Source organism: Pontibacter qinzhouensis (genome assembly GCF_008017455.1).
Taxonomy (GTDB): domain Bacteria; phylum Bacteroidota; class Bacteroidia; order Cytophagales; family Hymenobacteraceae; genus Pontibacter; species Pontibacter qinzhouensis.
The window spans coordinates 17,204-36,684 of the sequence record NZ_VRTY01000019.1 but is presented as its reverse complement, the minus strand read 5'-3'; the positions used below and the strand labels follow the sequence as shown (position 1 = coordinate 36,684).

Below are 19,481 nucleotides of genomic sequence, written 5' to 3'. Positions count from 1 at the left end.
CAAAATAAAGCTTGTATATTTATACGCCAATACGTACGGTTTATTTGGTTCAGTTGTAATTTTGTCTGCGGCTTCTGTACTCCTTCGGGCTACAGAGGCAGCGCCAGTTGCAGCTCCTTTATTTCTTTCCAGGTCCAGAAAGTACGCGGCTCAATGCCCTGGTAGGCTGTTCTAAAATAATTGACCACGACCTCCTGTAGCTCCTCCACAGAAATAGAAGAAGCATGTATAATTCGTGCCGTCGGGTTATCGTAAGTTTCAACCTGCGTCAGTTTATCTCCGTTGAGCCGCAGCAGGGGGCCTGTCTCTGTAATGGCATCGTAGGTCCAGGTGTGGCCGGAGGTCTCCAAGGCATTTAAACGTGCCGCCAGAGGAGCCAGGTTGATGCGCGGCAAGGTGGGCCTGGAGCCAAGATCGACCCAGGTGGTGTACTTGTATTCCAGCTCATAGCGGTTACCGCTGTAGCACGAAAGCACTATATCGAAGCCCTGGGTACGGCTAAAGAGCGCATAGTAATGCAGTGGCTCCGGAAGCTGCAGCACAACCAGGCCAATGTCGGGGTGGCGGCTAAGTTTTGTGGTGGGTTTGTACATATCGCGGTAACCCAGCAACACCTCTCCTACTTCTTCTTCCCAGGCAGCTTTTTCCCAGTTAGGGTCTTGCAGCACTCGTCCAAATTCCCGCAAAAAGTAAGCGAACTTTTTAGGGCAGAGCGTTACTTCCGGCTCCGGCAGTTGCTCGGCACCAAAAGGCGGGTAAAACAGTTGCTTTTCGCGGGCATTTATCCAGCATACCAACTTCAGGGCCTCCCCCGCCAGCGGGTGGTTCAGGTCGAGTTCCCTGAAATCGCCAATCAGGGCCATTTGCCTCAACAGTTCCTCGTTCTCCAGCGCCAGCTCCAGGTTTAGCAAACTCCATACTCCTACAAAACCATCGATATCGAAATGATTGGCGGTAACGTATGGCAGGTCCAGGCCAGGAAGGTTAAACCGTAGTGCATGCAGCACCATGGCCGCACTCGTATTATCGCGGACTTCGGCAGGCGTAGGTGCTCCCCGCCAATGCGATAAAACCAGACCGTTGGGGTGCATACTATCCACCACAATGGCTTTGCGGTGCTTCAGCTCAGAGAAAGGAATAAATCGGCGCTTTGTCATGGGGTAAAGTTAAAAATTGTGACGGTGAATTGTTGCCTCATCCAACGATAAATACTTACTTGAAACCAGCTAAGGAGCTTCGCCAAATTAAAAATCAGAAATTCAAAATTAGAAATGTTGAACAAGGTACTGCAACTGCCTGTTTAGAAACATTTTCTCCGGTTTTTTAGTTGGGAGTTGCTGATTTGCTATGACAGCTTTGCTGAACTAATTTTGCAAAGCAGCCTGTACCCGAAGTAAAAAGCTATTTCGGGATATTTAAAGCTACACCACTTGCCATGAAACTGAAAGACATTTACGCCACCTCCCTCTCACTACTCACCGACCTATACCAGCTCACCATGGCGTATGGCTATTGGAAGCAGGGCATGGCGGAGCAGGAAGCTGTTTTTCATTTATATTTCCGAAAAAACCCTTTTAAAGGCGGCTACACAGTGGCAGCCGGCCTGGCCTATGCCATCGATTACCTGGAGCAACTGCGTTTTCAGGAGGAGGACCTGGTGTACCTGGCCAGCCTGAAAGGAAGCCAGCAGCAGCCGCTTTTCGAACCTGCTTTTCTGGATTACCTGCGCGAGATGCGTTTTACCTGCGATGTAGATGCCATTCCCGAAGGCACGGTCGTGTTCCCCAATGAGCCACTTGTGCGGGTGCGCGGACCGCTGCTGCAGGCACAGCTCATCGAAACACCGCTTCTAACCATCATCAACTTCCAAACCCTGATCGCGACCAAGGCGGCACGAGTAGCTGATGCGGCAAAAGGACACAAGGTATCAGAATTCGGTATGCGCCGTGCGCAAGGCATAGACGGTGCGCTGGCTGCCAGCCGTGCCGCGTATATTGGCGGTGCCGCTACTACTTCAAATGTATTGGCGGGCAAACTGTTCGGCATTCCGCTTAGTGGCACCCACGCCCACAGCTGGGTACAAGCCTTTACGACAGAACAAGAAGCTTTCAGGGCCTACGGTGAGGCTTTCCCGTTCGACTCTGTTTTTCTGGTAGATACTTATAATACCCTGGAAGGCGTAAAAAATGCCATTGCCACGGCCAACGAGCTTAAGCAGCAGGGCTTTAAATTCAATGCCATCCGCCTCGACTCCGGCGACCTGACCTACTTGAGCGTAGAAGCCCGGAAGCTACTCGACGAAGCCGGCTACACCGACACCAACATTGTAGCCAGCAACGATCTCGACGAACACATCATTACCAGCTTACGGCAGGAAGGCTCCAAAGTGAATATCTGGGGTGTAGGCACGCAAATGGTAACTGCCTGCGACCAGCCAGCGCTGGGTGGTGTGTATAAACTGGCGGCGCTGCAACAGAAAAACGGCGACTGGACCTATAAAATAAAGCTATCGGAGCAGCTGGCTAAAACCTCTACCCCCGGCATTTTGCAGGTGCGGCGATTCTACACCGAAAGCGGCTACCTTGCCGACATGATATTTAACGAAGCCGAAACGCTACCCGAACGTATAGTAATCGTGGACCCGGTAGACAGTACGCGACGCAAAACCATTGCCGCAGGCTCTGCCTCTAAAGACTTGCTGGAGCCTGTTTTCGTAAAAGGAAAATTACAGTACACACCTCCTACCCTGCCCGAAATAAAAGCAAAGGCGCAGCAGGAGCTAAGTTCGTTGCATGAGAGTATCAGGCGCTACCTGAACCCACACAGTTACCCGGCCGGGCTGGAAGAAAGCCTGCATCATTTTAAAATAGACCTGGTACTGAAGCTAAAGGAAAAAGGAAATAGTGAGAATGGCGAGGAGCTGCTGTAGAAGGCACCTTACCGTTTGCGTCTGTCGCGGCTTCTGCGGTTAGCTATTCGCTCTATGGGTTTGTTTTTTACCCATTTCAGGTATTTCTGCAGACCTTCTGCCGCTTTAAGAGCACCAATGCTGTTATAAAGAGTTGCCAGTTCCTGGTTACTGAAAGTGAGGTGCAAGGTGCTGTGGCAGGGTTGGCAAAGCTCGGCGGTCGGTCCATAGCGACCACCTTCTTCGCGCGGAACCAGGTGGTGCCGCGACAGGTCCTGTACTTCCCGCTCACATAGTTCACAAATTAGTGTCTCGTGCTTTCTGGCCATTCCGGACGCAATACGTTACTTACTAAAAAAGGAGGTAGCCAGCCAGATGCTTGTTACCCATGCAACCGGCATTTGCTGGTAATAGGCAGCTGCCTGTGCTCCTTTTAACAATTTTATAACAGATATAGTTTTCTTTTTTCTGCTTCTGCGCAAAGCTGAGACACAATTTAGCTAATACGGCAGTAGCAAGCTACCTGCAATTCGCCCTTACGAAGAAGAAAACTTAATGGCTGATAAGATAAAATCAGGACAGATAAAAATGATAGTGCTTGCCAGGAAGGTTCGGAGGGGGAAATAAGGTTTCAGGCCTTGGCGAGTACCAGGGCTAAAATGCTTCGGAAGGGCAAATTCATTAGAAAAATTACATAGCCATGGTTAGCCGCAAGAGCACATTGAAGCTACTGCTAAATGGCAAACGGATGATTTTGCTGCTTCTGAACGTATTTACCGCCCTGGTACACAACCTGCAGGGCATTTCGCAGTTCGTCTGGCTCAGAGGCTTTGGTCAGGTAACCATGCACCCCTTCTTCCAGCAGGTTCTCCACCAGTTGCTCTTCGCCGTACATAGAGAGCAGCAGAATTTTAACCTGCGGATACTTACTGATAATATAACGGGCCGTTGCTATTCCGTCGATGTCAGGCATCTCCAGGTCCAGGAGCACCACATCTGGCATCGCGTATTCAATTTTTTCAAGCAATTCAAAGCCAGTGCCTGCATCGTAGAGTAAGGTTACCTCTTCAAAGCTCTTCATGATTTCCAATAGTCCTTTTCTGAAAAGGGTATGATCATCGGCTACGGCTAACGTTATAGGCATTCGGTTCATAATACTTTACTTTAAAATTCAGTCAGTAACGGAACATTGGCTACCACCGAAATGCCGGCACCAAGTTCTGAGTTAATTGAAATTGTTCCATTCAAAAGAGCAATTCTGCTCTGGAGGTTTGTGAGTCCAAGCCCCGTGGTGGTGGTGTTTTCTGTTAAATCTGCAGAACTGAAACCTTTGCCGTTGTCGGTGTACACTAGTTCCAGTTTATAGGTGTTGAATGTAAGCTTTATATAAACTTCGGATGCCTGCGCATGCTTCAGGGTATTGCCGAGTAACTCCTGCACTATTCTGTATAAGGCCAGCTCCAGCTTCTGCCCCACGCGCCGGTCAGGCTCATTGCACTCAAATTTTATACCAATATTACTATCTACGGGCATGCTGCGCTTTAAACTTTCGATGGCCTGCACCAGCCCGAATTTGGTAAGCACAATAGGCATCAGATCATGGGTAATGCGCCGCACACTATTCATCACCTCGTCGAGTTTCAGTTTCAGGTTTGTAACCGGTTGCTGCCCTTCTGCAATTTCACCTTTGCCAAAGCCATTGCTCCACTGCCCGGCCTGCAGCTTTACCAGGGCCAGCATGGTTCCTACTTCATCGTGCAGGTCGCGGGCAACACGGCGACGCTCGGCCTCCTGCGCCTCGAGTGCCGCCTCCAGTAGTTGCCGTTGCCTGGTTTCCTGCAGCTGCCGCAAATACTCCTGGTGTTTCATGAGGCGCTTCTGGTACATAACCACAAAAACCACCACACCCAGCGCGAGCAGTAGTATAATAGAGGTGGCAATTATAAACGGAATAAACGGACTCAAACTCTGGGGGCTCTCCGAAGCACCAGTACTAAAGTGGTATTAAAAAGCACATTTAAAAAGTTTAACACAGCCAGGCACATCAGCATTATTTCAGCAGGGTATTGCAACATTACATTAAAAAGCGAATTGATGACCGAAGAACCCGCAAAGTTAACAATAACTCCTACACTCAATAAAAAATAGGGGTCGGTCAGTAAATCAGCTTTATCAATATCTTTAAAAACCTTGTAAAAGTAAAGCAGGCTCAGTAAAACCATCAACACACTCTCAATTACCCTTGGGTAAGAGTTATAAATGGTAAGACTTTCCAAATATACTATATCGAGGGCGCAAAACAAGAAGAAAAGCACGACCGAACCAATAATTAATCTCTTGATTATCTTATTGTTAAAGATGCACAAATACATATAAGCCAAAATCGCATACTCTAAGGGAATGTAAACATGCGACATCCAGAGGTTGTTAAGGCCTTTATAAGAGCTAATCCAACCTGCTGCCTCCACCACTGCTATAAAAACCGAAAAACCGAAGATCTGCCAAGTGAGTCTGCCAGCCTGGCGCTGCCATAGCAGCACCAGGCTATAGATAAGCGGTGGTAAAATACTGAAGATGGAAAGGTACTGTATAATATTGTATACTTCCATTCAATATTAACCAGCCAAAGAGGAACCAACCGAACAGTTAGGAGGGCAAGGGCTCGATTTATCCAAGATAATGCCATCTTCCAGGTCGGTTCCGTTGGCATCCACTCCCACCAGTATCAATTGCTTTTTGCCTTCTTCGTCAAGGCCATAGTACATTCTGGCTCCTACGCAATCTTTTTGGGCGAGCAGCCTTTCCAGCACTTCTCTTCCAAAGAAATGAGCTTTTACAACATCCGGGTCATTCTGCTTATCCCGGTAATTTTGGGTCAGGGCTTTAGCGGTTGCCAGATCTATTTCGCCGCCTTCGCTCCCGTTGAATACTGCCATATAAGTATGATTTATATTTATGGAAGCCTAAAAATAGCAAATATTATATGTAATAGCAGAAACGGGTTCTATTTTTTTTAAAACTCCTGTAAATCAAGGCTTACCAATTTTGTTTTATTTTACTGAAGCCGTTTCATTGTATTGCAAAAATTGTACTTTTACCTGATTATTTTCTCAAAATCCAGAATTTAAACTAATAATCATTCTGGACCTGAATTGCGTATTAGCTAGGGTAAACCATTTAGATTGTAGGCAACATGGCAAAGAAATCTTTTAACGACCTGATTAATAGCCCGGGCATGCCCGTTTTAGTTGACTTTTATGCCGATTGGTGTGGCCCCTGTAAAACCATGAACCCTATTGTGGAGCAAGTGGCGAAGGAGTTTTCGGGTAAACTGAAGGTGCTGAAAGTAAACGTAGACCACAACCAGGCTGCAGCCAGTCAGTATCGTGTGCAGGGTGTGCCTACGTTTATTCTTTTCCATAAAGGGCAGATTGTCTGGAAACAGGCTGGCGCTGTGCCCGGCCACCAGCTTAGCCAGGTAATAAAGCAGGCCATAGCCAAAGAATAAAAGAAGACAACCGTACCCTTGACAAAAAAATAGCATAAGGCCTTTGGAAGGGCTTTTTCATCTGAATAATTGCGGCAGGCAAGGCTGCATTTTGAGCCTCAGCAGATCCTGTGCTATATTGCCGAATGAACCACGCTACTTCACAACCTGCCAAGCCTGTTCTGTTCGACCACGATGGCGGGGTAGATGATTTTTTATCGCTGCTGTTGTTGTTACTTCTGGATGAAGTGGAGCTACTGGGCGTTTCGGTAACTCCGGCCGACTGTTACGCCGAAAATGCCCTGGATACAACTCATAAACTGCTCGCGCTCACCAATAAGCTGCACATAGAGGTGCGTGCCGGCAATTTCCATGGCATTAATGCCTTCCCGGCCGACTGGCGCGCCAAACCTAAAATGCTGAACGCGCTCCCCGACATGATTAACGTTGAAAGCCACAGCACACCTCCTGCTGCTGAAGACAGCGTGGATTTTATGATCAGGAAGCTTTCTGCAGCTGAAGCACCTGTTACGGTACTCCTGACTGGCCCCTGCTCTAACCTGGTGCTCGCCCTGCAAAAGCAACCCAGCATAAAAGCCAGGATTACAGAAGTAGTCTGGATGGGAGGCGCTATTGATGTAACGGGAAATGTACGCACTTACAACCACGATGGCTCCGCCGAATGGAATGTTTTCTGGGATCCAGTGGCTGCGAGCGAACTTTTTAAACTCGGCCTACCTCTAACAATTGTGCCACTGGATACTACTAACCATGTGCCAGTTACTTTCCAGTTCCTGAAAACGCTTGCGGCACAGTCATCTGCCTTTTTTGCGCATCTCGCCGGTCAGTTCTGGGCCACCACCATCGACACTATTCCGGCCTACGATTATACTTATTTTATGTGGGATGTGCTCACGACCAGTTACCTTGCCATTCCGGAGGCTTTTACGCTGGAGCAGATCGAGCTTGATGTTGTGCCAAAAGGGCCATCGGCTGGTAAAACCGTGCGTGCTCCGGGCTCCGGGCAGTGGGTACAGGTAGCTACGGATGTAGATAAAGACTTTTTTTACAACTTTCTTTTCGAGAAGCTGACTTCTACACTTCGGTCTTAAAAAGCACTGGCCGCTGTGAAGTTCAACCCACAGCGGCCAGTGTTTTCCATGGTCTCCCTTACTTGTTATTAACCATCCGGAACCAGTTAAAAGTGGCTGTGGCAGAGGCTGGTCCTTTGGCGGTTAACCCTACACGCACTCCTCTGTCCCAGGGTGGAAGGTAGGCAGCGTCTACTGCTTTGCCACCATTAAGCTCTTGCCACTCGTTGCCATCGGTGCTCCACGCAAAAGTTAGTTGCTCCCCATTTTGAGCAGTGAGCCGCAGTTGTATGGCGTCTGCGTTAGGCGCGGCAGCTTTCGCAATGGTTTCCTGCCTGCCACCCTTAACAGACCAAAGCAGAATCTCCTGGCGGCTAACAGCCACTCCAACTGCGTTTTCCTGATCGCCTATGGCGGTGAGGCCTGCCATGGTACCTGCAGGCAAATCACTTTTCCGGATGGCGGTAGTGGCGGTGTAGTTGGCTTGCAGCGTGCGTTGCGCCAGCGTAGCGCCAATGTTGGCAGGCGAGGCTTGCAGCGCCAGAGTTCCTTCCGAGGCTGCACTAAGCGTAAACGGTGGCTTCTGCCCCACCGGCCACTGCCACCTCTGCGACAAGGCAGTTTCGGTAAACTCCTCCTGCACCTCCGTGGCTTTTGCTGGGGCTCCGCCAGTGTTGTGCGCAAGTTGTGCCGTAATAGCAGGCGAACCGGTTTCGAAGCTTGGCCAGCCGCTTTCTTCGTAGGTCACTTTATCGAGCATACCTTGGCGGCCTGCGTAAACGGAGGCGCTGGTGCTGTAGGCGTGGTACAGCATATAATCTTGCCCACCTGGGTCTGTAACTACCGTGCCATGGCCGGGGCATTTCCAGTCGTCGTTTTTCTGCATAATAGGGTTATCAGGGTGCTTCTCCCAGGGGCCACGCAAGGTTTTAGCTCTGGCTACGCCTATGCCATAGGTGCAATCGCGGCCACAGCAGGCATCGCCGGCATAGAAATGATAAAAGTACTCGCCTCGTTTCACCAAAGCAGAACCTTCTACCAGGCCACCCTCCCAGGTGTTGGGGTCGTTGCGGAACATCTCGAACATTTCGCCGGTTAAGGCTGTCCGGTCTTCGTTCAGGCGCTGTGCCCATATAGGAGTTGGCAGGCCTCTGCTGTTGCCGTCTTCCTTCCAGACCAAATAAAGATCTCCGTTTTCATCTCTGATTTCGAACCCATCAATAGAGCCAACTTCCTGACAAATGAGGGGGCCGTGGTCGGTATAAGGGCCGGTGGGACTGCTGGCACTGGCCACTCCCACACACAGGTTACCACCTTTCTTTTTGGCAGTGTAGTAGATGTAGTACTTGCCGTTTTCGTGTGCAATTTCGGGAGCCCAGAAATGCGCTTCGGCCCATTCAGGCAAACTCTCCGGAAACACATGGCCTACTGTTGCCCAGTTCACGAGGTCTTTGGAGTGCAACAACGGAAACAGCGGTGCCCATTCTGAGGAGGTAGCAGTTGCCCAGTAGTCCTCCCCGACCCGCACCACCGACGGATCGGCATAATCGCCCGGGAGCACTGGATTGGAGTAACTGCCACCTACCTTGCCGGCAGTAGCTGTATCTTCGGTCGCAACGTCGGAGGTATTGCTGCTGCACGAAAAAAGCCAATAACTGAGAAAAATTAAGAGAAAGTGTTTCTTCATGGTGTAGATTGTTGTTGCTTTATGATACTTGTTTTTAACCCTGTGTGGCTTGTGCTCTAAAAATGCTTCGGAAGGGCATTTTCGTTTAAATAATTTGCCGCCAGCTCTTAAACTAAAACAGCTTCAGCTCCCACAGGCCGGTTCTTTCTGAATTGGATATGTTATTGGTAATATTTATCCGGATGAACCTGGCTTTCACCTCTTTCTGGTGCTCTACCGGCCACTCTTTTGCGGCAGCGTTGTTGCCTGCTGCATAAGGGCTCCAGGTTTGCCCATCAGAGGAGCTTTCAATTTTATAATCGTAATTCCCCATTACCTCATCAAAGACAGGCGCTACTGCTTTAACGGTTGTCTCTTCTCCTAAATCGGCTTGCAACCAGGAGGCAGCTGTGGTTTTGGGTGCTGCCCAGAGGGTACCGTTGTTATGGTCGAATGCCTTGTCCGCTTCGTAATCGGAGCTTACCACACCAGAGGTCTTAACTTCGACAGGCTGAAGTTGCTTACGTGTAGCCGTTGCCTTGGCAAAACCTAACGGAATGCCCTCCTGCGTAGCAACCATGCGTTTAATAGCGCCATCTTCTTCGAACTCCATCTTATCGATGCAGACCTGCCGGATGCCTTTGTAGAACGGGTATACGTGGCGATGGTACACCATATAATAATCGTTTTGGAGCTTTATGGTGGAGTGGTGGCCGGGGCCGCTGATTTTACCATCGGGAGTAGCGGTTAAAATCGGGCTGTTCTTGCCTTGCAAGAACGGACCTGTCGGCTTATCGGACATGGCGTAGCGTACTTTGTAGGTGGAGTCGTAGTAGAGGCCGTCGGAGTACATGAGGTAGTAGATGTCGTTGCGCTTCATCATGTGCGGACCTTCAAAATAACCTTTGGGCGTAACCAACTCTGGTTGCTTCTTAAACGAAGCCATATCGTCGTTGAGCAACCCTACGGCACAAATGCCATCTTTAAAGTCGAAACCGGAGCCCCAGTAGAGGTATGCCTGGCCATCATCATCAACAAATGGGTCGGCATCTATGCTGTGCATTTTGCTCCACCACTGCCTGTTTTCAATAAAGATGCTATCGCCTCCGAGCAGGTTCGTGAATGGGCCAAGCGGATGTTCGGCTACTCCTGCATAAATGTTATGGTCGGTGGAGGTGTAGAGGTAGAATTTTCCGTCTTTGCCCTGCGTAATGCCCGGTGCCCAGATATCAGGCTTCTGCATGCTGGTGGGCCAGTTTAATTTGGTAAGGCGCCAGTTCACAAAGTCGGCAGAGCGCCACACGGTAGCCTCGGCACCGGTAGTAGCATATATGTAGAAAGTGTCCTGGTGCTGTATGATGTGCGGATCTGCGAAATTGCCAGGCAGAATCGGGTTGCCGGTATAGGCTTGTTCGCCGGCAGTAGCCTGTTGTTCCTCTGCGGCTTTATCAGAAGCAGGACTGCAGGCTGTAAAGGCGAGAGCCAGCAGCAGCAAGAGTTGCGTTGGTGCTAGTTTCATCATGGGGTATAGCTTTATAGAATATGTATCGGCTTCCTGCCATCCGAAGTTGTTCCACTTCTGTAACCAGGACACAAGTATCAAGATATAAGAATTTTTGCCTGTTTTAAATTTAAAAAATCTGTAAAACGTTCTGAGGGCTTCAATTTAATCTTCGGTTACATAAGGCCAGAATTATTTAAAGGAAAAATGCCTTCAAAAGCCATTAGGTCGGTTTTCAGGTCAAGGGTTGACAATGGTTTTGCTGTATCGCCATAGCGCTCACTTCACCGCATGTGGACCTGCAAGCGCTATGGCAGATTATTACTTCAGCTTCACCTGGTTGGGTTTATACAGTTTGCTGTGCACCTGCTTTAGCTTCTGGGCAGGTAATTTTACCACTTTCCGGTCGTAGGTAATGAGGCCGTTGGTTTCTATCTCTACATCGGTGGTCTGGGTATAAACAGCCGCCGATAAGCCTCTTGGAATCAGTTCTTCGAGCCTGTCGATAAAGGAGCTGTAGCGTTTAAATAGTTCATCGGTACTTTTGAAGCTTTGGTAGCCCCAGTTGTCTTTGTCCTGCCAGGTGTGGCCCTCTACCGGCAAACCGAGGCCACCGTACTCTCCGAGCACCAGTATCTGCTTCTGCCCGAAAAGGTCTGCCCGAGGCATAGCAGGGTCTGGATAGTTATGCAGGTCTATGATATGCCCTACCGGATGAAAGTTGCCGCCACTGGCGCTGTTCACTAGCCGCGAAGGGTCCTGTTGCATAGTCCATTCGGTAATTTCTACGGTCTTAAACTGGCCCCAGGCTTCGTTAAACGGCACCCACACCACAATACTCGGGAAATTGTGCAGGGCGCTCATGATGGCAGCCCATTCGGTGCGGAATATTTTCTCAGATTCAGGAGTTCGGGTCATGTCACCGCCACGGCCTTCTATGCCCGGGTTGTTTTCCCAGAACTGGCCCCAGTCGCCGTTCGGCATATCCTGCCACACCAGCATGCCCATGCGGTCGCAGTGGTAGTACCAGCGGGCAGGCTCAACCTTCACGTGCTTCCTGATCATGTTAAAGCCCATCTCTTTTGTCTTTTCTATGTCGAATTTCAGGGCTTCTTCTGTTGGGGCAGTGTATAAACCATCGGGCCACCAACCCTGGTCCAGAGGCCCGAACTGAAAAACAAATTCGTTGTTGAGCAGCATGCGTTGTATGCCGTTTGCATCGGGCTCCATACTGATTTTGCGCATGGCGAAATAGCTTTTCACCTGGTCTACCACTTTGTTGTTGCGCACCACCGCCACCTGCAAGTCGTACAGGTGCGGGTTCTCCGGTGTCCAGAGCATTGGGTTTGCCAACTTTAAAACAGCCTCTGCATTAGCGGCAACTTCCTGCTCCACCAACTTCTTTTTGCCCTGCCAGGCCGATACTCTTATTCTGTCGTTTGCCTGCGCCTGCTCCACATTGGCTGTAACGGTAACGGTGCCTGCATCTACAGAAGGTGTCTGGCGGGTGGCGGCAATGTAGGTGGCAGGAACTGCTTCGAGCCAGACTGTTTGCCAAATACCGGTTACAGGCGTGTACCAAATCGACTCCGGTTTCTTAACTTGTTTGCCGCGTGGCTGCGGCCCATCGTTGCTCGGGTCCCAAACGCTTACAGCTATTTCCTGTTGGCTTGAGTTGGTGAGGAAAGAGGTAATATCTATTGAAAACGGATCGTAACCTCCTGCATGACTTCCTGCTTTTTTGCCATTCACGTACACGTCGCATTGCCAGTCTACGGCCCCGAAATGGAGCAGCACCTGCTGGCGACGCAGTTTGGCAGGCACCTGCACCTGCTTTCGGTACCACAGCACCTGCTCCGCTCCCACTGTTTTACCTACCCCCGAGAGCGCCGACTCTACAGCAAAAGGCACCAGAATGCGTCCCTCGAAAGCCGTTGGTTTGGTGCTTTGCTGCGCCTTCGGCACGATGGCATAATCCCAGAGGCCGTTCAGGTTTTGCCAGTTGTTTTCGCGCACCAGCTGCGGGCGCGGGTATTCCGGCAAGGGGCTTTCAGGATTCACCTTGTCTGCCCAGGGGCTCATAATTTTGCCTACTACGGGCTGCCATTTTGAATTTTGAGCAGTTAATAAGCCTGCCTGCAACAGGAAGATGAGCAGCAAAAGTATACGGTTCTTTCTCATGGTCTATGTCGGAGTAATGTATCGTGGTTAGTTTAAAGGAATGGGCACTCAACTAGTGACTCAATTTGGAAACTCTGAATATTGGGTAGGCTATACGTTACCGTATTAGTCAGGCTAGGCAAGACAAATTATACATCCTTACATGCAGTTAACTTCAGCTGCTATGTTCATTGGCGAAATCAAATTATTAGAATGAAAACAGCCTTCAGAAGCTTTTGTGACGAAAAATTGTCAAGGGTGTAAATTTGCTTTCTCTTCCTTATCTACTAATAAATTTAAAAGTGAAAAAGCAGCCTTCTACCCTTGGCATAAAAAGAGCGAAAAAGCTTCTGGAGGCTAATTTCATTTAAATAATCTGCCAAACAGCAACTTGGCTCTTCTCCGGAAACAACTTGTCTCTAACCCTGCGAGTACCTGATCTATAAGCATTTACTACTTGGCAAAAATAAATATTCATACTACCAGTATTCTCAGCAAGCTAATATGCCTGTTTACTTCAGGAGTGGAAGGTACAAGTGGCAGAATCTTTACAACTTCTTCTAGAATAAACTTCACAGGTTATTATTTCACCTCGCCGGAAGGTCTAGTTTGTTGTGCGCTAAGCGGAACAGGTTCGCCAAAATTCGGAGTTCCGTCTGCATTCCAGGTAAATTTCTGAATTCTGGGGCTTCGCGATCCGCTGCAACCTTGCCCGGGCGAAGGGTTAGCATGGTAAATAATCCAGTCTTCGGTGCCGTCTGGCGATGTAAAGAAGCCGTTGTGACCAGGACCATAAGCATTGCTGGCCGGTCTTTTAGAGAAAACCGGGTTAGGGTGTTTACTCCAGTCAGATGGCAACAGCGGGTTTCCTCCTTCTTTCAGAGTCATCATACCCAGTGTATAATCATCTGTCCAGCAGCCGCTGGCGGAGTAGATCATAAATACGCGCCCATCCTTATTTTTAAGTATTTGAGGGCCTTCGTTTACAAAGCCATTTCGCTCCCAGGGGTAAACAGGTTCTGAAAGCATCACGCGTTCTCCTACCAGCGTCCAGGGGTTGCTCATGCGGGCAATGTAGAGTTGCTGAATGCCCGGATCGTTATCGCCCCTCCAACCTGACCAAAGAAAGTAGCGCTCACCGTTGTACTCCAGCACCGTGCCGTCTATGGCCCATTTATCTGAGGTATCAGAAATTTTGCCTTTAAACTCCCAGGTGCCGGTGGTGGGATCATCAGAAGCATTTTCGATAACGTACATGCGGTGGTCAACATCCTGCCCGCCGTCTGCCGCGAAGTACACATACCATTTGCCATCTAACCTGTGTAGCTCCGGTGCCCACAGGTTGCGGGAATAAAGACCAAGTGCAGGAGGTGTCCAGACGGTTTGCAACGGAGCCTCCTTCAGTTGCGACATGTGCTTTGTTTTGGCCAGCCCGATGCGGTTGCCTAAGGTATGGGTGTAGTAGTAAAAGCTGTCTTTTTGAGCCACCCAAGGGTCGGGGCCGCTTGGCAGCAAAGGGTTTGAAAAAGTAGTTTCGGGACCTGAGGGAGGCGGTGTGGTTGTCGTTTGGCCCGGATCTGTTTCTTTTTTGCAACCTGCACTGCTACACAACAGAAAACAGCAGAAAGCCAGCAAGAAGGTATGGGTATGTTTCATAGTTTATAATGTCGTTTTAGCAGCGATATGGCTATGAGGTGGGGCAAAAGCACCGCCTAAAAGAGCTTACGCAGCATTAGAAATCGGGACTGAAAGTAGCACTAAAATACACGAACATTTGGTAGTTACAGTCATTAAGCACTTAAATATTTGCGTTTCCGTCTAGGCATAAAAAACAGAGCCCTGCTTCGCCTTCTCAGACAAATGCAGGGCCCTGTTAGTGGTAATAACCTAAGATGAATAATTCGGGTTTTGAACCAGATTAGGGTTGATATCAACATCGCGTTGCGGCAGAGGCAGCAGTCTATGACGATCTAACCGGAAGGTGTTAAAAGCCGGATCTCTTTGGATAAGTATATTCAGCTTATCCTGCGATTCGAAATAACCCCAACGGTCAAGATCATTCCAACGGTGGCCTTCGCCGGCCAGTTCTGTTACACGCTCATGCTCGATCTGCTGGCGGAATGCTGCCTGGTTGAGCCCGGGTCTTGCCTGCGTTAAGGAACGTAAGCCAACTCTTTGTCTAACACGGTCCACATGCGGATACGCTTCTGCTGTTCTGCCAAGTTCGTTTAGCACTTCAGCATACATCAGCAGCACATCGGCATATCGGATAAAGCGATAATTATTAGCAGAACGGAACCCTTCGGCTCCACGACCCGGCTCTGCATCGTTTGAGAATTTTCTAAGCCAAACCCGGTTATCGTTTGCACCATAACGCTCTGTAAATGTTACTCCGTAAATCATCGTGTTTGCAGGGCCTCTCTCATCCATAAAATCGAAGAAGAAAGATGCAGCCACACGCGGATCTCTTTGACCGTTCGCAGTTTGTTCGTTAAACTCCTCTACTACCCAGCGGTGCATTTCGGCATCGGAGAAACCTACGTTTGCCGGCGCAATAAACTGGGCAAGCGGAGAACCATAGTTATGATTTGGCGTCTGCACATCGTTATCGGTAAACTCAGACTCGTTCGTAGCAAACTGCCACTCGAACACAGACTCTATGTTGTTCTCAGTAGTAGCCAAAAAGTTATGACGGTAGTCAGGTACCAGGTCATATACACCATTTCCTTCGCCGGTTACTAACCATTCTAACGGAACACGGGCGGCATCCCAGTTGCGCTGCTGCATATAAACCTTAGCTAATAGTGCATAAGCTGCGCCTTTTGTTACCCGGCCCACATCGTTGCCACTATAGCGGAGGGGTAGTGCCTCAGCTGCCTCTGTCAGGTCTCTGGCTGCCTGCGCCCATATTTCCGCTCTAGTGGCATTGGGCGGCAGGTCAGTAGGAAGTGATGGCTCTACAATAAGTGGAACATTGCCGAACAAGCTTGCCAGATTGTAATAGAAGAACCCTCTGAAGAACTTAGCTTCTGCTAAAATGCGCGCCTTCAGTGTCTCGTCCATTTCTATGTCAGGCACATTGGCCAGCACCTGGTTCGCACGAAATATACCAATGTAATTATTGCCGTATACATCGTTCGTTCTGCCGAAGTTAAAATCTGTAATTAAGAACCGGTCCATGTTATTGGGAATCGCAACATCCGGGCTTCGGCTAAACGCTTCATCGGAGCGAACGGTATAGTAGAACCACTGCCACAATACAATAGGCCCACGGTGTAGTGTACTGTAGACAGCATTCACGCCCTGCTGCGCATCAGTTGCAGTCTGCCAGAACTGTCCTGTTGTAGGACGATTAGGGTTCGGAATATCCAGGTCAGTATTACAGCTGGATAAAATTGCTCCGAACACTAAAAAATAGCTTATTATCTTTTTCATAAAGAAGTTCGTCTTTAGACTAATAATTAAAACTCAAAATTTAAGCCTACAGAATATACTCGGCTGGCTGGCCAGCTACCTGCATCCAAGCCTCTTTCCAGAATACCAACGCCAGTTATATCAGGATCTAGGCCGCTGTACTTGGTAAAAGTCAAGAGGTTTTGTCCACTGATGAATACACGGGCATTGTTGGTGTGGATTCTGCTCAGGAAAGAAGCAGGCAGGTTGTAGCCAAACTCAATGTTTCTAATCCGAACATAAGAAGCATTCTCAAGCCAACGGTCCGATTGCCCTTGGTTATTGAATATGATACCTTCTTCTGTATTACGGGCTAATCGTGGGTCAGAAGTGTTGGTGTTCTCTGGTGTCCAGGGGCTGATGTCGCGACGGAAGTTGGTGTTTACATAAGAATCGAGGATTCTTCTCACATCGTTGTAAACAGTGTGCCCGAACACGCCAATTAGTTGCATGTTAAAAGTAAAGCCTCTGTAAGAAGCATTGAACTGAGCCCCTGTTTGCAAGGTAGGCCAGGGAGAGCCGGAAAATGTACGGTCGCCGTCGTTTACCTGTCCATCATCATTTAAATCTTTAAAACGGATATCGCCAGGTTTAGAGAAAGGCTGAATGATGGTACCATCAGAACTTACGTGGTTACGAACTTCTTCTTCGCTCTGGAAAATACCATCTGTTTGCAGCACGTACCACTCACCAATGCCTCTGCCAATCTGCGAACGGGTATTACCTGCAATTAAGTAGTCTATGCCTTCACCCAGGTTACCAACATCTTCTACCCTGTTTTTAATGGTAGTAAAGTTTGCTGTTACGTCCCATTTAAATGGATTCTCCTGGCTACGGTAAGTGGCAGAAAATTCAACCCCCCGGTTACTGATAGAGGCAGCATTCACAAAAGGATCTCCCTCTAAGTTACCAGTATAGAATGGTATTGGCAGACGCGTTAACACATCTTTCGATAAAGAATGGTAGTACTCAGCTGTTAAAATGACTCTGTTATTAAACAAAGCAGCATCAAAACCAATGTTCTGCGATGTTCTGGTTTCCCAACGTAGGTCAGGGTTAACCAAGCTTGCCTGGTAAGCACCTACTCCTATAAAATCGTTGTTAGGTCCAAATACAACTCTTGGGTTATTATTGATTACCCCGATGTAGTCCCATGATCCTACTGTAGCTATACCTAACTGGCCGTAAGATGCACGAAGTTTTAAGTCAGATAACCATGGCGCATTCAGGAAGTTTTCTTCGCTTATTCTCCAGCCCAGTGCAATAGATGGGAAGAACTTACTACGGTTATCGGTACCAAAACGAGAATCCTGGTCATAACGGCCGGTAAGGGTAACCAAATATTTATCATCAAAAGTATAGTTCAATCGACCCAAGGTACCGAAGATGCGATAGTTCTCCATAATACCACCTTCTGAGGTCTGGTCGCCGATGGCGGAGCCAATGGTTGTCAGGTACTCGCCGCCAAAGTTAACCAATTCATTACGTCTGGCTTCCATTCTATCTCTTCTGTTATACTGTTGGGTATAACCAACAACACCATTAATATTATGGCGATCGAATGTTTTACCAAAGTTCAGGGTATGTTCGAGAAGTACGGTATTGAAGTTCTGCCTGTCCTGATACACGTGGGTTGGCTCGAAGGCCTGCGCTAACACCCAGTTACCCTGCCTGCGCACGTTCTGGTGAAAATCGAAGCCGGCATCCAAACCTGCGTTAAAGCGGTATTTCAACCAGTCAAAAATCTCGAAGTCGGCGTAAGCGTTACCTACAACTCTCGAGTATTTGTGTGTAGACTCAAACAGTTCGCGCATGGCCAGGTAGTTCCAGCCATAAATAGGAGCAAAAGTCTGGTCGCCCAATCCCCAACCACCAGGGTTATCGGCTGTAATCATGTTTGGGTGCCGAACCGGAATAACCGGCAGTAGTTGCGGCATGTCGTAAAACGGGTTTACCAAAAGCGGACGCTCTTCCCAGGAGTGGGTCAGCACCAGGTTCTCACCAAAGGTAAACCGGCCTTTTTTGCCTTGCGTGTTTATACGTAAGCTGGCCCTATCAAAAGTATTCCCTTTTACAACACCATCATTGGTGAAATAAGAACCCGAGATAAGATAATTACCAGCCTCTCCTCCGCCTGATAAGGTAACATTATAGTCTGACAGTGTACCGAGTTGAGTGGTTTCGTCCTGCCAGTCGGTATCTGTTACAGTCCAGTGCCTTACGCTGTTAGGGCCTGTGGCTGGCGGAGGAGTTAGCGAAACGCTACCCGGAGGGGTATCGCCTGAGTTTGCGAACTGCTGACGCTGTGTAGCGGCAAACTCTTCGGAGTTCATCACATTCCAGAGTTTAGGTATCTGCTGCACCCCTTGCTTAATAGAAACACCTATTTTGGCTGGTCCTTGTGCTCCTCTTTTAGTCGTGATAATAATTACACCGTTACCAGCCCTGGAACCATAAATGGCAGCTGCCGACGCATCTTTCAGAATCTGGATAGACTCAATATCATTAGGGTTAATGGTTGGGCTGGCATCTGCAATCATACCGTCTATTACATACAAGGGGCTGGTGTTGGTAAAGCTGGCCACACCACGAATATCGATGGCAGCACCTGCTCCTGGCCGGCCTGAGTTTCGCACCGTAACACCTGGTGCCAGGCCTTGAATAGATTCTGCCACGGTAGCCGCTGTTACCTGTCTGGCAGCCTCAGGGGCAATAACCGAGGCAGCGCCTGTCAGGTCTTCCTTACGAATGGTCTGGTAACCGATTACTACGACTTCACCTAGTGTTCTGGAATCTGGCGCCAGCTGAATGCTGATGTTAGACCGGTTGTTAATTGGAACCTCCTGCGCCGTATAACCCACGTATGTAAAAACAAGGGTGCCGCTTTCCTGGCCATCAGGTACGTTCAGCGAGAAATTTCCGTCAATGTCAGTAACAGTACCAATAGATGTTCCTTTTACTGATACCGATACGCCCGGCAAACCGCCGCCATTCTCGTCTGTTACCTTTCCGGTTACCGTTATGGCAACTTTCAGGTTATTGCTGATGACATGCCGGGAACGCAAATAGTCATTATCGGCAGCAACAGCGGTGTTATGCAACGAAAACTGCACCAGCATAATGGTTGCAGTAGTACTTGCCACACCTGATAAGAGATTTGATAAAGTTTTGTTCATACAATTTTCGGCATGTAGGTAAATAAAGTTAAATGTTTA

The 19,481-nt window shown here is 48.8% G+C and carries 15 protein-coding genes; 3 read left to right on the top strand and 12 right to left on the bottom strand.

The window, feature by feature from the left end; translation table 11 throughout:
- Positions 1-89: 89 nt before the first annotated feature.
- Entirely contained in the window at positions 90-1,157 is a 1,068-nt protein-coding gene (locus tag FVR03_RS06945) for a DUF6687 family protein (protein WP_147921014.1), read from the bottom strand.
- A gap of 278 nt (positions 1,158-1,435) precedes the next feature.
- Here FVR03_RS06945 and FVR03_RS06940 point away from each other — a divergent pair, with 278 nt between their 5' ends.
- Complete coding sequence (locus tag FVR03_RS06940; RefSeq protein WP_147921013.1) at positions 1,436-2,929, top strand: nicotinate phosphoribosyltransferase; 1,494 nt, start codon at positions 1,436-1,438, stop codon at positions 2,927-2,929.
- 8 nt (positions 2,930-2,937) lie between these two features.
- Here FVR03_RS06940 and FVR03_RS06935 read toward each other — a convergent pair whose 3' ends face one another.
- The 5 genes from FVR03_RS06935 to FVR03_RS06915 all read right to left on the bottom strand — a co-directional run bounded on the left by FVR03_RS06935 (position 2,938) and on the right by FVR03_RS06915 (position 5,844).
- A complete protein-coding gene (locus FVR03_RS06935; protein ID WP_147921012.1) occupies positions 2,938-3,237 on the bottom strand; it encodes an HNH endonuclease in 300 nt (99 codons plus the stop codon).
- 404 nt (positions 3,238-3,641) lie between these two features.
- A complete protein-coding gene (locus FVR03_RS06930; protein WP_147921011.1) occupies positions 3,642-4,061 on the bottom strand; it encodes a response regulator in 420 nt (139 codons plus the stop codon).
- A gap of 11 nt (positions 4,062-4,072) precedes the next feature.
- Positions 4,073-4,873, bottom strand: coding sequence for a sensor histidine kinase (locus FVR03_RS06925; RefSeq protein ID WP_147921010.1), 801 nt, complete (start codon positions 4,871-4,873; stop codon positions 4,073-4,075).
- Positions 4,870-5,517: a hypothetical protein gene (locus tag FVR03_RS06920; RefSeq protein ID WP_147921009.1), complete on the bottom strand. Its 648-nt coding sequence runs from the start codon at positions 5,515-5,517 to the stop codon at positions 4,870-4,872. The genes FVR03_RS06925 and FVR03_RS06920 overlap by 4 nt, the downstream gene beginning before the upstream one ends.
- Before the next feature lie 6 nt (positions 5,518-5,523).
- A complete protein-coding gene (locus FVR03_RS06915) occupies positions 5,524-5,844 on the bottom strand; it encodes a hypothetical protein (protein ID WP_147921008.1) in 321 nt (106 codons plus the stop codon).
- Between the two features lie 257 nt (positions 5,845-6,101).
- Between FVR03_RS06915 and trxA the strand changes: the two genes are divergently transcribed.
- Positions 6,102-6,416, top strand: a complete 315-nt coding sequence (trxA, locus tag FVR03_RS06910) for a thioredoxin (RefSeq protein WP_147921007.1) — start codon at positions 6,102-6,104, stop codon at positions 6,414-6,416.
- A 125-nt stretch (positions 6,417-6,541) separates the two neighbouring features.
- The gene (locus FVR03_RS06905) at positions 6,542-7,507 is read left to right on the top strand and encodes a nucleoside hydrolase (protein ID WP_147921006.1); all 966 of its coding nucleotides are present in this window, start codon (positions 6,542-6,544) and stop codon (positions 7,505-7,507) included.
- A 58-nt stretch (positions 7,508-7,565) separates the two neighbouring features.
- On the opposite strand, the gene FVR03_RS06900 is transcribed toward FVR03_RS06905, so the two are convergent.
- The 6 genes from FVR03_RS06900 to FVR03_RS06875 all read right to left on the bottom strand — a co-directional run bounded on the left by FVR03_RS06900 (position 7,566) and on the right by FVR03_RS06875 (position 19,442).
- A complete protein-coding gene (locus FVR03_RS06900) occupies positions 7,566-9,173 on the bottom strand; it encodes a family 43 glycosylhydrolase (protein ID WP_147921005.1) in 1,608 nt (535 codons plus the stop codon).
- 112 nt (positions 9,174-9,285) lie between these two features.
- The gene (locus FVR03_RS06895) at positions 9,286-10,674 is read right to left on the bottom strand and encodes a family 43 glycosylhydrolase (RefSeq protein ID WP_147921004.1); all 1,389 of its coding nucleotides are present in this window, start codon (positions 10,672-10,674) and stop codon (positions 9,286-9,288) included.
- Positions 10,675-10,974: 300 nt separating this feature from the next.
- Positions 10,975-12,834: a glycoside hydrolase family 2 protein gene (locus FVR03_RS06890; protein WP_147921003.1), complete on the bottom strand. Its 1,860-nt coding sequence runs from the start codon at positions 12,832-12,834 to the stop codon at positions 10,975-10,977.
- 561 nt (positions 12,835-13,395) lie between these two features.
- Positions 13,396-14,469: a glycoside hydrolase family 43 protein gene (locus FVR03_RS06885; protein WP_147921002.1), complete on the bottom strand. Its 1,074-nt coding sequence runs from the start codon at positions 14,467-14,469 to the stop codon at positions 13,396-13,398.
- A gap of 231 nt (positions 14,470-14,700) precedes the next feature.
- On the bottom strand, positions 14,701-16,248 hold the full coding sequence (locus FVR03_RS06880; protein WP_147921001.1) for a RagB/SusD family nutrient uptake outer membrane protein: 1,548 nt from the start codon (positions 16,246-16,248) through the stop codon (positions 14,701-14,703).
- 26 nt (positions 16,249-16,274) lie between these two features.
- Positions 16,275-19,442, bottom strand: a complete 3,168-nt coding sequence (locus FVR03_RS06875) for a SusC/RagA family TonB-linked outer membrane protein (RefSeq protein ID WP_255474101.1) — start codon at positions 19,440-19,442, stop codon at positions 16,275-16,277.
- Between the last annotated feature and the right edge of the window lie 39 nt (positions 19,443-19,481).